This is a genomic window from Bacillus sp. FSL R9-9492 (genome assembly GCF_038007365.1).
In the GTDB taxonomy this organism is placed as follows: domain Bacteria; phylum Bacillota; class Bacilli; order Bacillales; family Bacillaceae_G; genus Bacillus_A; species Bacillus_A mycoides.
In genome coordinates this window covers 2,500,104-2,515,339 of record NZ_JBBOXC010000001.1, presented here as the reverse complement: position 1 = coordinate 2,515,339, position 15,236 = coordinate 2,500,104, and the positions used below count along the sequence as shown (strand labels likewise).

General features: G+C 34.0%; 13 protein-coding genes and 4 pseudogenes. 3 read left to right on the top strand and 14 right to left on the bottom strand.

The features are described 5' to 3' along the window. Window positions 1-19: 19 nt before the first annotated feature. The 3 genes from MKY70_RS12790 to MKY70_RS12780 form a co-directional block, all read right to left on the bottom strand. Window positions 20-286, bottom strand: coding sequence for a hypothetical protein (locus MKY70_RS12790; protein WP_002136308.1), 267 nt, complete (start codon window positions 284-286; stop codon window positions 20-22). Between the two features lie 78 nt (window positions 287-364). Then, a complete protein-coding gene (locus MKY70_RS12785; protein WP_061689421.1) occupies window positions 365-1,648 on the bottom strand; it encodes a PTS sugar transporter subunit IIC in 1,284 nt (427 codons plus the stop codon). Window positions 1,649-1,659: 11 nt separating this feature from the next. After that, window positions 1,660-1,965 (bottom strand): PTS sugar transporter subunit IIB, encoded by a 306-nt coding sequence (locus MKY70_RS12780; protein ID WP_000865888.1) that lies wholly within the window; start codon window positions 1,963-1,965, stop codon window positions 1,660-1,662. Between the two features lie 253 nt (window positions 1,966-2,218). Here MKY70_RS12780 and MKY70_RS12775 point away from each other — a divergent pair, with 253 nt between their 5' ends. Continuing rightward, window positions 2,219-2,926 carry an IS6 family transposase gene (locus tag MKY70_RS12775; RefSeq protein WP_341024471.1) on the top strand — a complete coding sequence of 236 codons (708 nt, stop codon included), beginning with the start codon at window positions 2,219-2,221 and terminating at the stop codon, window positions 2,924-2,926. A gap of 57 nt (window positions 2,927-2,983) precedes the next feature. On the opposite strand, the pseudogene MKY70_RS12770 reads toward MKY70_RS12775, so the two are convergent. The 6 genes and pseudogenes from MKY70_RS12770 to MKY70_RS12745 form a co-directional block, all read right to left on the bottom strand. Further along, window positions 2,984-3,169 (bottom strand): annotated as a pseudogene (locus MKY70_RS12770) (tyrosine-type recombinase/integrase); the annotation flags it as partial. Window positions 3,170-3,569: 400 nt separating this feature from the next. Then, the gene (locus MKY70_RS12765; RefSeq protein WP_131246184.1) at window positions 3,570-5,384 is read right to left on the bottom strand and encodes an acyltransferase family protein; all 1,815 of its coding nucleotides are present in this window, start codon (window positions 5,382-5,384) and stop codon (window positions 3,570-3,572) included. Window positions 5,385-6,046: 662 nt separating this feature from the next. Further along, window positions 6,047-6,562: pseudogene (locus MKY70_RS12760) on the bottom strand (IS6 family transposase); the annotation flags it as partial. Window positions 6,563-6,828: 266 nt separating this feature from the next. Further along, window positions 6,829-7,569 (bottom strand): YrrS family protein, encoded by a 741-nt coding sequence (locus MKY70_RS12755; RefSeq protein ID WP_341024469.1) that lies wholly within the window; start codon window positions 7,567-7,569, stop codon window positions 6,829-6,831. 247 nt (window positions 7,570-7,816) lie between these two features. Then, window positions 7,817-8,031 (bottom strand): annotated as a pseudogene (locus tag MKY70_RS12750) (sodium:proton symporter); the annotation flags it as partial. Between the two features lie 330 nt (window positions 8,032-8,361). Further along, entirely contained in the window at window positions 8,362-8,562 is a 201-nt protein-coding gene (locus tag MKY70_RS12745) for a hypothetical protein (RefSeq protein ID WP_033708115.1), read from the bottom strand. Window positions 8,563-8,773: 211 nt separating this feature from the next. Here MKY70_RS12745 and MKY70_RS12740 point away from each other — a divergent pair, with 211 nt between their 5' ends. Further along, on the top strand, window positions 8,774-10,174 hold the full coding sequence (locus MKY70_RS12740) for a zinc dependent phospholipase C family protein (protein WP_060751795.1): 1,401 nt from the start codon (window positions 8,774-8,776) through the stop codon (window positions 10,172-10,174). A gap of 151 nt (window positions 10,175-10,325) precedes the next feature. Here MKY70_RS12740 and MKY70_RS12735 read toward each other — a convergent pair. The 3 genes and pseudogenes from MKY70_RS12735 to MKY70_RS12725 form a co-directional block, all read right to left on the bottom strand. Continuing rightward, window positions 10,326-10,565, bottom strand: a pseudogene (locus tag MKY70_RS12735) (DDE-type integrase/transposase/recombinase); the annotation flags it as partial. Window positions 10,566-10,588: 23 nt separating this feature from the next. Beyond that, on the bottom strand, window positions 10,589-11,083 hold the full coding sequence (locus MKY70_RS12730) for a hypothetical protein (protein ID WP_341024467.1): 495 nt from the start codon (window positions 11,081-11,083) through the stop codon (window positions 10,589-10,591). A 53-nt stretch (window positions 11,084-11,136) separates the two neighbouring features. Next, window positions 11,137-11,547: a hypothetical protein gene (locus MKY70_RS12725; RefSeq protein WP_044444597.1), complete on the bottom strand. Its 411-nt coding sequence runs from the start codon at window positions 11,545-11,547 to the stop codon at window positions 11,137-11,139. A gap of 151 nt (window positions 11,548-11,698) precedes the next feature. On the opposite strand from MKY70_RS12725, the gene MKY70_RS12720 reads away from it, so the two are divergent. Continuing rightward, complete coding sequence (locus MKY70_RS12720) at window positions 11,699-11,899, top strand: hypothetical protein (RefSeq protein WP_033708116.1); 201 nt, start codon at window positions 11,699-11,701, stop codon at window positions 11,897-11,899. A 106-nt stretch (window positions 11,900-12,005) separates the two neighbouring features. Here the strand turns inward: MKY70_RS12720 and MKY70_RS12715 are convergent, their stop codons facing one another. Then, a complete protein-coding gene (locus MKY70_RS12715; protein WP_341024465.1) occupies window positions 12,006-13,145 on the bottom strand; it encodes an Ig-like domain-containing protein in 1,140 nt (379 codons plus the stop codon). Window positions 13,146-13,577: 432 nt separating this feature from the next. Continuing rightward, window positions 13,578-14,936, bottom strand: coding sequence for an amino acid dehydrogenase (locus MKY70_RS12710; protein WP_341024463.1), 1,359 nt, complete (start codon window positions 14,934-14,936; stop codon window positions 13,578-13,580). Between the last annotated feature and the right edge of the window lie 300 nt (window positions 14,937-15,236).

Genomic DNA, 15,236 nt, shown 5'->3' with positions numbered 1-15,236 from the left:
TATACATGCCCCCTATTCACTAAAAAACAATTATGTAAGTAAACAACGTACAACCTACAGAAAACAATATAAATCTAAAAAACAACTGTGCTTTCGATGCAAACGATCCATCAATGAAAGAAACAACTACCGTAAGCAAAATACTTGCCGCAAAGCTTGTAACGAGCCATATACTATGCATTTGTGATAGATTTAGCATTCTTAATAAAGGTACGAAAAGTAAATTTGCACATATCACTCCAAATAACAACAAAAATACACCTTTATAGCTAAATTTTATATTCATTCTATTTCACCCTCTCTGGACTTAATGTGAAAGAAGTGATAGACAAAATGCCTATCACTCAAAAATAAAATATAAAACTTACGGATTAACAGATTCCCCATCACCATTTTTCTCAATTTCAAGCATGTTTTTGTCGTACATTTTAAAGAATGGTAGGTAAATAAGGAATGATATTGCTATATTTATAAAAACTAATACTACTGCACGCCAATCTCCACCTGTGGCTAAATACGCGCCAATTGGAGCTGGTAATGTCCACGGCGGCATAATATGTGTTGGCGTTACAAATCCCATCGCAGTTGCTGAATATGCAACAGTTGCTGTTACTAGTGGTGTAATGATAAACGGGATAATTAAAATTGGATTTAGTACAATCGGTAATCCGAAAATAACAGGTTCATTAATATTAAAAATACCAGGAACAATACAAGTTCTTGATAATGCTTTCGAATATTTTGATCGACCAAATACAATCATAGCTAATACAAGCCCTAACGTCGCACCAGAACCGCCAATCCATATAAACCATTGGTATAACGGCTCTGGTGATATGAATGGCAACTGATCTGCTCCACTAGCAACTGCTTCACCATTTTTCCCTAAGTATACTTCCCATAATGGCCGAGCAACAGTTCCAACAACCGACACACCATGGATTCCGAATGACCAAAAAAATGTAATTAAAAACACTGGAATGATTACACCGAAATAACTATCACCAGCTTTTACTAACGGTGCTGCTAATTTATCAACAACATGGTGTAAATCAATACTAAAAACGACAGTTACTAAACTCATTAAAATAATTACGAATGCAGCAGGTATAAGTGCTTCAAACGAACGTGAAACAGACGGCGGTACTTGTTCTGGCATTTTAATCATTACATTTTTCGTCTTACAAAATCTTAAAATCTCTACTGATAAAATAGATACGATCATCGTTACGAATAATCCATGCCCCCCGAGATTTGTCATCGGAAGCATAAATCCTTTTTTATCGATTAATTCGGGCGTCAATGTTAAAAGTAGTGAGCATACTGCTAACTGTGCCCCTGATAAAGCATCTAACTTATAACTTTTCGCTAAATTGTATCCTATACCAAATGCTATATATAAAGACATAATAAACATCGTTAAACGATATGGTATTAATATACTTGTTTGATTTTTCAATGCCCAAACTGATATGAAACTATCTTTCGGTAATGGTGGAAATGCTACTATTAAAAAGAAACTCCCTACGATAATAAATGGTAACGCCGAAATAACTCCATCACGGATTGCTTGTAAATGCCTCTGTTCAGAAAGCCTTGCCATCGGTCCAGATAAGTTTTTATCAAGAAACGTGACAAACTTATTCATAACGCTTCCCCCTAACTAATTAATTCATTTACAGTTTTTAATAAAGTCGGTCCACCAAGCGGCGTGTATGCTTGCGGCGGAATAATACCGCACGGAATAGATTCTTGTTCTGTAAGTTTTTTTACAGCGTCAAATCGATGTCTAACTTGAGGTGCAACCATTACAACATCCCAACCATTCTTTACTTCTTCCTCCACCTCACTTGTTCCAATAGCATGCACTTCCATGTTCATACCTTTTTTCTCTGCTTCTTTTTTTAAAGCGTTTACAACAATTGCGCTGGACATTCCTCCAGAACAAACGAATAAAACTTTCATTATTGAATCCTCCTATACTTATAAATTGTTTCTTTCAAATGAAAGAAAGTTTCACTTTACTAACAAGCATATGAAGAAATGAAACGATTTAGTTATACTGAAAGTAAATTTCACTAAAAATATTTTTCCTATTAAATTAATGTTTCAATATTTATTTTTCTGGTTCTGGTGCAAGAACTTAAGGACAATTGCAATGAATCTATAAATCTTGGACATACTGTTACTATTACTTTAGAAAGGGTGCGTGATTGGTATGGAAAAGGAAAATGTATTCAAATGGAAGCATTATCAGCCTGATATTATTTTGTTAACGGTAAGATGGTACCTACGGTACAACCTCAGTTTTCGTGATTTGGTGGAAATGCTAGAAGAACGGGATTTATCCATTTCTCATACAACGATTATGCGTTGGGTTCATCAGTATGGTCCTGAATTGGACAAACGAATCCGCCGTCACCTCAAACAAACAAATGACTCTTGGAGAGTCGATGAAACATATATCAAAGTAAAAGGTCAATGGATGTATCTGTATCGTGCTGTTGATTCGAAAGGAAACACAATTGATTTTTTCCTAAACAAAACAAGAGACCAGAAGGCTGCAAGGCGCCTTTTCAAGAAAGCTTTGCGGTCTTTTCATGTTTCAAAGCCACGTGTGATAACAGTCGATAAGAATCCAGCTTATCCGATAGCAATTGAACAGTTGAAAAAAGAAAAAAGCATACCTGATGGTATGCAACTTAGACAACAAAAGTACTTGAATAACATAGTAGAACAAGATCATCGTTTTATAAAGAAGCGAATCCGTTCTATGCTAGGGCTCAAATCTTTTGCCACAGCTACATCCATTCTTTCTGGAGTAGAAGCCATGCATATGATTAAAAAAGAACAGATTGATTTAGGGGACCAGTCTGTCCAAAATCAGAAAGAATTCATTCATCAATTGTTTGGACTTGCAGCATAAGATACGATTCCGTTAGGAGTATATGCGCTTTATTCTCTTTTATTTTTGCACCAGAACCGTTTCTTCTAAGTAGGTATAAAAATGTTTTAAGGAATAACAATATGCTTTTTGAGTATTAGGCCTTTTCCCTGTCTTATCTAAATACTTTATATATTTCATAACTGGCATAACAGGGAATCCTTCTTGATCCAGTAATATGTATCTTGTGCTGTTATTCTCTAAGACAACCTCTTGCACCCTCATAACACTTCACCCCTAAAAAATATTAACACTCGGTCTAAAGACCTCACTACGCCTCCCGCTATGGGCTACGTCCTCCGCCTGGAGTATACATACTTTTCTGAACAATGTATACATACTGAACTACATTTCCAATATCTGTATAACTAATCTAATATGTATAAGAAAAGAGGATATATGCTCATATATTGAACATAATATCCTCTTCTTAGTTTAGTCTATTTAAATTAATCTACTAACCTCCTTTCACCTTCTCCCTTACTTCCTATTAATAATCTCACAGAACATGACCGTAGACATGTATAGCGACAGACACTTTTCCAAATCCACAGGATTTCAAACCCTTCGTCATGCCTCTCAAGTATAGTAAAAGGCATCGAAACCATTCATTATACATATTTAATTATTGATTCACCGCTTTGACTACAAGTGCTGCGTACGCTTCTGCACCTAATTTGGTTAAATGCACACCATCAGGTGCAAAGTAATCTCTCTTTCCAGCACTTGCTGCATACCAATCGACTAGAGTTACATTCGGATATTTAGATGCTGTCACTTTCAATCTCTCATTCACGATTGATTCCCACGGACGTGGTACCCTCGTATTAATAAATATCATTTTACGTTCATTTCCAATTAATTCTATTAATGATACAAGTTGCTCCGTAGTAAAGGCTCCATTTGTACCTAACCCAATAATGACATAGTTTCCTAAATTCCCTTCATTCTTTAACTGTTCAACTACAGGAATCGCTTTTGACAGCTGGCGACCAATTTGTGCATCAATCCTAATATCAGGAAAAGCATTTTTTAAATATGGAGCAATATCAATCATAACGGAATCGCCTATCGCTGTAACGTTGGGAGAACTTTTAGGTTGCACAGAATTTACTTCTTTTGATTCTTCTTGATTTTTGGGCGTCTCTTGAGCTGGATTTTCCCAAATTGCAACTGGATGTTTCGCTGGTTGTGTTTGTACTGCTTCCACCTTATCTAGTTGAGGATTCTCCTTAGCCTTACTAACTTTTGATAACCCCAAAACGGCTATTGACGAAACGAATACTGCACAAATTAAAGCTAACTTAACACTTAAAGCGACATTTTGAAGCCTTAAATTCTTAAACTGAATATTTCGGAGCGCACCTTGTCGGATTGGTTTTTCAATATACTTCCATGAAATTTGCGCAATCATTATAATTAGAATAAATTGAAGAATTGCTCTTATTAGTGAAAAATCTCCAGCATTTACTTTTGGAGTCGTCAATGTAAGAATTGGATAATGCCAAAGATATATGCCATACGACCTTATTCCTATCCAACGTAAAGGTCTAAATCGTAAAAATTGAGCGATACGGCTCGCTGGATGAGCAAGATTTGCCACTAACAATGCTGTTGCAATTGATAAGAGAACCATTCCTCCATTGTATAGAAACGGATCATATTGATTCGTCTTCCAAAACATAAGCAAAATAATAATAAGAGCAGTTCCTCCCACTACATCAAGAATGAGACGCGCCTTTGGAATAATTTTATTTGCAAGCCTATTGCTTGGCCAAATTAAGGCAAGTGCCGCTCCAATAAGTAAAGAAAAGGCCCTCGTATCTGTGCCATAATAAATTCTACTCGGATCAGCTCCAGGTTCATACAAAATTGCCATCGCTAAAGCTGAAGCAACAGCTCCCAGACAAATCAATAAAATCATACGGGATTGTTTTTTTATGTGGTAAAGCCCTAAACTAATGATAAACGGCCAGACAACATAGAACTGTTCCTCAACTGCTAACGACCAAAAATGATTCAATGGAGAAAGCTGGTTAAAATTATCAAAGTACGATAATTTATGATAAATATACCACCAGTTACTAACATAAAATAACGCCGCTAATGAATCTCCACGCATTTTCTCAAGTAAAGAGCTATGAAAAATCGTAATCCAGGCCAACGTTATAACGAGCATAACAAACATTGCTGGAAGCAATCTCCTTGCCCTACTAAGCCAGAATTTCTTCAAATCAATTCTCTTATTTCTCTTCCACTCCATCGCTAGAATATCTGTAATTAAATAACCCGAGAGTACAAAAAATACAGTAACCCCTAAAAATCCTCCAGGCATCCAATTAAAATTAATATGATACAAAATAACACCTAGTATAGCTAGGCCCCTTAGACTGTCTAATCCAACCATATAACGACTATTTTTTTCAAAAGGTTTAGTCACCTACAATCACCTCTATTTCTTGGAAATTAGGTAAATAATAGTGGTATAATATGCTATTAATTTCCTAAAATCGTATAAGCTAAACTATTAAATACACCATTTTGGAAGGCTCTTTTATTATAATTACATGCACAGTAATCAACACTTTATCATGTTATCTGTTTCTGTTGTAAAAATTTTTAAATTAGGTGTTTTTGCTCATCTCCCCGAAAAAGGGACATTTACTTAATTAAAAAGTACACTTTTTGATACGTTTTTACAGACGTATCAAGGACTGGCATTGTGAATATGATCTATAATGAATATATAAAAGATTTCCCATGAAGAAACTTTATAAAAAAAGGTCTACTCATTACGAGCAGGCTCTCTATTTTCCTCACCCAGCCTACTTTATTTTAAGCTTCGGCTGCTTCTGTAAACGTTGGTACATAAGTAGAAAATAATAAAAATAATGATACTATAAGTCCTATGATTTTCTTCATACTCGTATCTCCTTATCAATTCATTAAAAAACCTTTTAATTATATATTAAGTTTTGATACTACCGAAATAATAAAAAAAGATATGCATAATTATATATTTCTCTTATTGATAGAATGTATGGTTCTGGTGTGAAAGATGATAAGTAAAAAAGAATCAAGGATTCCTAACGGAATTACCTGTTAAGCAGTTAATCCAAACAGCCGGTTCATAAAAATATTCCGATTTTGGACAGACTGGTCCTGCAAATCAATTTGTTCTTTTTTGAGCATATGCATGGCTTCAACACCACTCAATATAGTGGCTGATGTTTTGTATGATTTAAATCCCAACATAGAACGGATTCGCTTTTTTATAAAGCGATGATCTTGTTCTACTATGTTATTCAAGTACTTTTGTTGTCTAAGTTGCATACCATCAGGTATGCTTTTTTCTTTTTTCAACTGTTCGATAGCAATTGGATAAGCAGGATTCTTATCGACTGTTATAACACGAGGCTTTGAAACATGAAGAGACTGCAAAGCTTTCTTGAAAAAGCGCTTTGCAGCCTTATGATTTCTAGATTTACTCAAATAAAAGTCAATCGTGTTTCCTTTCGAATCAACAGCACGATATAAATACATCCATTGTCCTTTTATTTTTATGTATGTTTCGACCACTCTCCATGAGTTATTCATTTGTTTGAGATGACGCCGAATTCATGCTACCAGTAAAAAATGATATGTGTCGTCAAGAACAAGACGCTAAACATCTGAACACGAACCTGTACGGTATGGTGATAGTACCGTAGCTCCCGAACCTATACGGTCTGTCGTGAGAGTGGTGATGACACACCGCAACCTTGCACGTCAGCGATACCAGAAATGGACTTCTCCTTTGGTAGCAAGAACACCACTGATGTTAGTCAGCTTGCCCCTTTAGGGGTGGGAGTGTCAAATAATTCAAACATCATATAGAACCAAGTTTATTTTACTACTTGAACAGATACTGGTTTCCAGCCCTGATTCTCTACCCAATCAATATCAACCTTATATTTTTTATTACTTTGCTTATCTCGTACATTACCGTAGGCTTTATTTTCACCATTATTTCCAATAAAATCAAAAATCAATTGACCCTCTGGAGCATCAACAGCATAAGAAATTGCTTTTTTCATCTCATTCCAATCTACTGTTCCTTCTTTAAATTTCATTGCAGGTTTTGCTCCTTGCTCTGTACCAATTGCCTTCCAAGAAGAATTAGTTTGAGAACCCTTTTCTTGAGATATCGTTTTTTCTCCCTCTTTATTTTCATTTCCGTTCGTTTTTACAGGTTCTTCTACTTTTTGTTTCTCTTCTAAATGTACTGTTTCTTTATCTTCGTTTTTCTTTTCTTCTATCTTTGCTGCTTCTTTATCTTCGTTTTTCTTTTCTTCTATCTTTACTGCTTCTTTATCTTCGTTCTTCTTCTCTTCTATCTTTGCCACTTCTTTATCTTTGTTTTTCTTTTCTTCTATCTTTACTGCTTCTTTATCTTCGTTCTTCTTCTCTTCTATCTTTGTTGCTTTCTTTTCTTGAGCAATTGCTTTCTTTGATGTATCAGAAGTGAAAAACAACTGATACGTCACTATGCCAACTGTTACTAATACCAAACTAAATGCGATATTAAATATCCCCTTATTACGACGATTTTGTTGTTTTGCTTGAAACCTGCTTCCTTGTCCCATTTTTCAAACCTCCGTGTTTATTTTCGCCACTAATCTTTACGTATTGTTCTTGAGAATCTTAATATTTTTATTAAATAATGAAAATATTAAGGTTTGTGCGTTTTCAAGTATCTGACATATGTTATTCAGAAATAGTTTAATAAATTAAATATTAATAAGCCTCTTCTTCACCGATTTATAATTTTTAAAATCAACTTTCCTCTTTAGTTTGCGCTTTCTAATGGATATGCTGTGAAACAAAAAAAGATTTCACCTTCTCTTCAGAATAACTTTCGTCACTAGGGAATTCTATTATTCCTAATCTAACCTTTAATTCGCTTTCATGACAAAATGAATCTTTATGAAGTCCCCTTATCTTTTGTATAAAGCGCTTTTATTTTTTTCAATATAGAGCAATATTTCTTTGTTTATAACCTTCTTAAAAGCTTATTCTCTACTGTAAAAGTCATTTAAACTATACAATCCATATCATTTAATATGTAACGTTTCTATTAATTCCACCTCATTTTCCAGACAACACTATTATTTCTGAATATTAAATTTACTACGAATACACATTTCGGCTTACTTGAATTATAAATTGCGCTTATCTATAATACATTTTATTATTAATAACTTCAATAATGAATATGTACATATATAGTATCGAATATACACATATGTACATATGTAGTATTGAATGACTGCAAAAAAACATGGGAATTTAATTCCAGCCCTATATCAAAATGAAAATAAAAAACGCCTGTGATATACACAAAGTGATTTTCTCTTGTCAATTTATCTATTTTCTTTTTATAACTCAAACTCCTTCGAATCGTACTTTTCTAGAGTTTGCTGCAATTCATTTTTTTCATATGGAATATGTTTATCTGTCTGTACATCTTCAACATTTTCTCCACCTGCTAATAATCTCCTGTACTTAAAAGAGTGCCCTGTTAATAATAGTGTAATTATGTTTGTATGGCCCTCCTTTTGTTTGATTACTTGTATCATAAAACAAGTATCTGAAGTTGATATGTAGTCTACTTTACTGATAAAAATAACAAATAAAAAAGGAAACCTGCATGTTCGTTATAGTGATTTTCATGTTATATATATTCATATAGATTTACTAATATGCAATATTACATATTAGGTTCCTCTATCTTCATGATATTGATGTATTTATAATACTTATATCTTCATATTTAGAAAGGAATAAAAAATGAAAAAAATCACATCAACACTATGTATAGCTGGAATGACTTTAACTATTTTAGGAGTAGCTCCTCAAAGTAGTTATGCTCATCTCGATCAAATTGATTTAACTGACAATGATCCTATTACCGCTCGATGGTCTGCAGAAGCTCCGTATCATTCTGATAAAAGTACACATTTATGGATTGCAAAACAAGCTATTGAAATTATGAAAACAGAATCTAATGTTGAAGCGAATAAGCAGGCTGTGGACTTTTTAAATTATCCGCAATATAAAGATCTGTTTTCTAAAGGATTATATGATGCAGATTATAATGCAGAGTTTAACGATGGCGGAACAGGAATAGGCGGTGTTTTTAAAGGCGGATGGAAATCTCATTTTTATGACCCTGATACTAAAGAAAATTATAGAGGAGAAACAAATCCAACGGCTCTTACACAAGGCAAGAAATACTTTTATGAATCTGGAGAACATTTACGAAATAAAGACTATGAAAAAGCTTTCTATTACTTAGGAGTAGCCACGCACTATTTTACAGATGCTACCCAACCTATGCATGCAGCAAATTTTACCGCAATTGATACGAGAGCTATAAAATATCATAGCTACTTTGAAAATTATGTTACAACCATTCAAAATCAATTTGCAGTCAATACTGGAGGGAATTATAACGACTCTCTATCCACACCTGAAGAATGGATTGATTATGCAGCCCTAGTAGCTAAACCTGAAATCCAAAATATTACTAATGATAAAACATTTAAGTATTATAATAGTGGTAAGGCGCAATTGTGGCAAGAAATGGTTACCCCAGCTGTGCAGCGAAGCTTAGGAGAAGCTCAGCGCAATACAGCAGGTTTCTTAAATCTTTGGTTTAAAACTTTTACTGAAAATGTGAAAGCTCCAAGTATAGAGACCGCATTAATCTATGATATAGAAGGAAACGTCATAGAAGCAGGGAAAAACTATTATATCGTACCAAGTGAATCTCCTTATCAAGGTCTAACATTTGAATGGTATGTAGCAAATCGTTACGATTATGTTTTACTTGCAAATAATAAGGACAATGCTTTATCTGGTACACCTATAGAATTTGAATTCTACAAAGAAAATGATGCAAAGCTACACCACGGGGAAAGTATATATCTTCGCATGAAGCACTCAAATTACGATCAATTTCAATATTTAAATTGGTCTAATTATTCTAGTTGGATTCACCTTGCTCAAAAGTCTGATAGTTTAGCTGACTTTAAAATTCAAATTAACCCGGATAAACCTACAGAATATAATATTTTTACAGATGACTATCCATTAAATTATAAGAATATAAATGCAGAGAAAAGTTGGATTGTACTAGGGGGAAAAACACAAAAACCTAGCTCATGGAAGTTTGTACCTTTCAGATAACCTAAACACACTCGTTCCTAATCAGAACGAGTGTGTTTTTTGTTTTGAGGTATTTGCTTTTCTTAAGTTCATGGATGTAGGATCACCATACATGTCCATCAACTTAGGGGAAACAATCTTGTTCAATCCGATGGTAAATAAGGATCAAGGTTTAAGAATTAGCTAATAATTGTTGAAGTCTATTGTACGTTGAAAAGGCGGAGTCTCTTTGAAGACTTCGCCGTTGTTTATATAGGGCATGAATGGTCTCGATACCTTTTATCGTACGTGAAGCATGACGAAGATTTTGAAATCCTACCGATTTAGCAAAACGTCTCTTGACATGCCTATGATCCTGGTCAATAAGATGGCTAAAATTTTTGATTCTACAATGGAGTGTAGTTTGATAAACCGAGAGACCCTTTAGAATAGAAATCACTTTTGACACAAAACAATGATTTTATATGGTGTAGTTTGAGCTGGTATACTCATTGTTGTAAAACTATAAATAGCTATTAAATTTCGATTTACAAGATTACCTGTAAAGAATTGACCATTTGTTAATAAAATTTGAGTAGAAGGAGAAATATTTAATTTTAATTTTCCATCACTACTCTCCAACTGTTCATTAAAACAGTCTACTTTTACATTTTGATGCGGTGTATATTTTGCCATAACAGTCGCTTGAAATTGTGGTGGGAAAATAAGAGGAGCAGGAGCGTTGGCATCGTAAAACCCAGTTACTTTATCTCCTACTACTACCGTTGCATAGTCGATAAAATACGTATTTGGTTTCACTACAAAATTTATTAGATTCCCATAACCATTATCTACGGACATTAATTTATTACATCCTATATCTTCGTTTGACCCTGTTACAAAATCGTTAATCATAGTTATTGTACCATCAAATGATTGAAATTTTTTCATTCAAATACCTCTTTTGTTTATATAATTAAACCTCTATTGTTACTCTATAATTTTTAAAAACATGTAAATGAAATAATCCTTCTCGTATCAATTCCAAAAATAACCCAAAACCTACCGTTCCATCTGAAACCAGCAACAGACCTTGGTCCTACAAAAATTGGGAAATACCAAAATTGTTCACCATTACTAAGCCATATATAAGTATTTCGAAATAAACATAATGAAATTGCTCCTGGATCAACAGCAAATGGTGAAGCTGTTGATTGTTGAGGAATAAATGATGGGGGGGGAGATGTTGGAGCTTGTGAGCTTTGCTGTCCTGGAAAACTTGGTACACCCGGAAAGCCTGGTACACCCGGAAAACCTGGCATTCCAGGTATACCTGGAATCTGAGGACCAGAGAATTGACGATCGAAGTATTGATCATAATTTATATAAGGATAATATATTGACTCATTATACATTTAAAAACCACCTCTTTATTTTTAAAACCCTCTAAATTATTAATATGTAATGTGGTTCGTATAGGAAGCTTATTCACTTCCTATACGAACAATATTTTAAACAGGAAAGTATACCAATACCCTTTGTTTTTCGGTATGGGGTAAAGTTAAATTGGCTGCAAGCAAGTATGCACCTGACTTAGTTGATACAACTGAGGTGGCAATCTCAGCGCTCAAACAATCTGTATTTGTCCTGAAGATGAACAAGATTAGAAAAGACTTCAAAGGTTATTTATTTGGCGTTCTCGCAAAGATAATGTCTGTTGAGCAAAGAAAACTGAAGAATACACTTTTCAATTTCCTACAAGATTAAACTGAGGAGGAGCACACACTATTAGGGGTACCGCCACGTTTTGAAAAAAAAAGACTCGACCGTTTTTTTTGGTCAAGCCCTGTATTAAATTACAAACTATTTCCCTTTAAGCGCCAGGAATAGTTGGAACTAAATTCTGAACGACTTTGATGAGATTATTTGCGATATCTTGTTGTTGAGATGTAAGTGTATCGGATCCATCAGTGAATACTGTAACGCAGATTGGACAAGCTTCGATATGAATCCCCAATAGATTAATAGCTAGACCACCTGGTATATCCACAGTAAGAATCGATGTGGAACCTTCAGGAGGAGTACAAGTCTGACAGTTAGTTTCAAGAGCCATAGAGTCACCTTCTTTCTTGATAGAGTTAATATATAAATATGTTCGAAGGTACTCAAAGGACAAAGGTATTTGTACAAGCTTCGAAAATTGTGTTAGTGACTCAGATTTACTCCCAATGAACTCAAACCCTTCAGGAGATGTTACAATTATTGGATTAGTATCTGTATCGTGTACAATGAAAATTCCGCCAAGTTTGACGAATTCATCAATGATTCCTCCTGGTTGCATCATTGCCATGACGTCCAGATCAGTAATATTCCCTTGAATTCCGATCCAAACACACCAGTAATCCGCTGCCAGTTGTTTACCTGTAGTGTATTGACCTTTGATAATTGATGGAGATATCTGCACAACAGTATATTGAGTAATTGACCAAAGTTGTTTGGCAAAATCATAGGAAGCAACATCATTATCAAGCAGTAAGACTCCCTTACCAAAACCGAAAGTTCTACTTGGACAATTCATACTGGTTGTCTCAGTCGTAGAAACTGTTCTATTTATATCTAACGTACAATCATTGGATCCCTGTAAATTTGTCATTTGAACCACTGGTTCAGTAACTGTGAGACAACTATCCGAACTCATTATTCCGTCTAATCTTGCAAAAATTTGAGCTTCCCCAGTATTAATTGCTGTAATCAAACCTTTTGTTTCTTCCTTATTTGAAACTATTGCACTTGAAAGATTGCTAGAGTACCATTCTACAAGATTTGTAATGTCCCTAGTTGATTTGTCAGAATACGTACCTGTCGCAGTAAACTGATGACTCAAACTTGAACAAAGAGATAAATTCTTAGGATCTATCTTGATGGAGACCAAGACAGATATTCTTTTTTCGTAACATTCTTTCTCTTTTGGGATAAACAGAATAGGAGGGTTAAATTGATTGGAAGTGTTCATTTGTGTTAGCCTCACTTTCTTTATCAATACATTTAATCAATATATGTTACATACAGAACTCGGTTTGGACTGGATCGCTCTCCTGATTATTTAGTTCATGTTAATCTGAAACTATTCACTTCCAGTAACGAGAATTATGTAAATGAGCTGTTAGTACACTGAGGAGGCATGAGACTTAGAGCCTCAAAGGGTTACTTACCCTAGGTAGGTATTGACTGCATAATTATCACTGTGTAGCGGACTGTATGTAGGTGAATAACTATGAGGTGGTTCTCAATGAGAATAATAACTTGAGAGCCTTGATACATATAAGTTTTACTGATCCCAAACCTCTACAGTTCACTGGGAAATGCCCCTTCACGTTCCTTTTGGAAGGGGCATTTTTAGCTAAAATGATAAATTATCAACCATTAATATTTTAACAGCTTTTCATTATGGTTTACATTGCTCCAATTGTTGTTTCATTTTCTTTTCATTTTCAGTTATAAGATTTATTAACTCCTTTTCTCTATCATTATAATAACTAGTTAGTGTTTCAAAGCGAAGCTTAATAAGCTTTTCAAGACTGAGCTTTTTATGATTATTAATGATTTCTTTCTCACTTAAGTAAGAAATATTATTCTTTAAATTATAATGTTCTTTATTAATTACATCATTAATTTCCATATGAGCCTTTTTAATATTCATAAATAAATCTGCCCACTGCGTATTCAGACTGAAGTATTGATCAATCTTCCAATTTTCCCATTCTTTATATAGTTTTTCATACTCTTTATTAAGAGTTTGATATAATTCGTCGGCATTACTTACTGTCGCATAATTTCCTTTTCCTGCTTCTGCAGTATTCTTTAATTGCTGTTGCTCACTATTTTTCACATCAAATCCAATAATATTTACAACTACATGAGTATTGGATTTATTGAGATTTTTGGCAGCATTAACTGGATCTCCCCCACAAGTCTCTTCTCCATCACTCACAATATATACTACATTTAGGTTTTCATCACCGGTATACTCTTTAAAATCATCATTTACAGACTCTATAACCAATGCTAACGGCGTCCACCCCTTCGGATCAAACTTAGATAAAGCAGCATTAAATTGTTCCTTATTATAAGGCTGTAATGGGTACATTACCTCCGAAGATCCACAGGATAAACTTTTATCATTTTCATTATTACTTCCTTTATGTCCATAAACCCTTAATATTACATTTGCATTATCCGGAATCTTATCAAGATAGTTGTAAATAGCTTTCTTAGCGGCTTCCATTTTAATTTGACCATTAACTTTACCAGCCATACTACCGCTTGCATCAAGCAAGATCTCCACATTCAGGGATTTATCTTTTGGTTTTATAGAATGTACGTTTCCATTATTTTGTTCTTTAATCACCAATTCAGGGATAATTCCTTCCAGTTTACTTACAGCTTCTTTATAACTTTGCGCCTGTAAATTTAGTAATTGTACATATATTTGTTCTGCACTTAAATCCTTTGGTAAATTCATCAATTCCTGATTAAGTTCATTATTTTCTTCTGATGAGAGTGCTATTTCCTTTGCGTATTTACCTGGTCCTTCTTGAATCATTAATGGGGCATTTGTAGCAAATAACGATTCATATGTATTGGTATCCTCTTTTTTTATTTCTTTTTTGCTAATTTCCTTTTCAACTACTTCACTTTTTGATTCATTAGATTTAGAAGGCATAGTATCTAATTTTGAACACGCAGTTATAAATACACAGAATCCCAGTGTTATTCCTATTACATTAAATAATGCTTTCCCCACTTTAAAACCTCGTTTCTTCCTTCAATGAAAACAGATTCAACGTCTTACTTTTGATTAAAAATTGAAATTTGAATGGTTCTTTCCTTCTTTTCCACGTTTTCTTTAAAAAGTTTAATCGCAAGGTTCCATAAAACTTGCTACAACAATTTTTCAAAACATCGTAACTTTTTTCAAAGTAATTAAACTTTGTTTTAATATCACAATCTCAGTCAAAAATACTATTGAGGATTCTGGTGCAAAAACTTAAGGACAATTGCAATGAATCTATAAATCTTGGACATACTGTTACTATTACTTTAG

Excerpts from the sequence above, each read along its gene's own strand:
- MKY70_RS12780 (WP_000865888.1), bottom strand. The coding sequence starts at position 1,965 with ATGAAAGTTTTATTCGTTTGTTCTGGAGGAATGTCCAGCGCAATTGTT.
- MKY70_RS12790 (WP_002136308.1), bottom strand. The coding sequence starts at position 286 with ATGAATATAAAATTTAGCTATAAAGGTGTATTTTTGTTGTTATTTGGA.
- MKY70_RS12785 (WP_061689421.1), bottom strand. The coding sequence starts at position 1,648 with ATGAATAAGTTTGTCACGTTTCTTGATAAAAACTTATCTGGACCGATG.
- MKY70_RS12745 (WP_033708115.1), bottom strand. The coding sequence starts at position 8,562 with ATGATACAAGTAATCAAACAAAAGGAGGGCCATACAAACATAATTACA.
- MKY70_RS12725 (WP_044444597.1), bottom strand. The coding sequence starts at position 11,547 with ATGTATAATGAGTCAATATATTATCCTTATATAAATTATGATCAATAC.
- MKY70_RS12740 (WP_060751795.1), top strand. The coding sequence starts at position 8,774 with ATGAAAAAAATCACATCAACACTATGTATAGCTGGAATGACTTTAACT.
- MKY70_RS12730 (WP_341024467.1), bottom strand. The coding sequence starts at position 11,083 with ATGAAAAAATTTCAATCATTTGATGGTACAATAACTATGATTAACGAT.
- MKY70_RS12755 (WP_341024469.1), bottom strand. The coding sequence starts at position 7,569 with ATGGGACAAGGAAGCAGGTTTCAAGCAAAACAACAAAATCGTCGTAAT.
- MKY70_RS12775 (WP_341024471.1), top strand. The coding sequence starts at position 2,219 with ATGGAAAAGGAAAATGTATTCAAATGGAAGCATTATCAGCCTGATATT.
- MKY70_RS12715 (WP_341024465.1), bottom strand. The coding sequence starts at position 13,145 with ATGAACACTTCCAATCAATTTAACCCTCCTATTCTGTTTATCCCAAAA.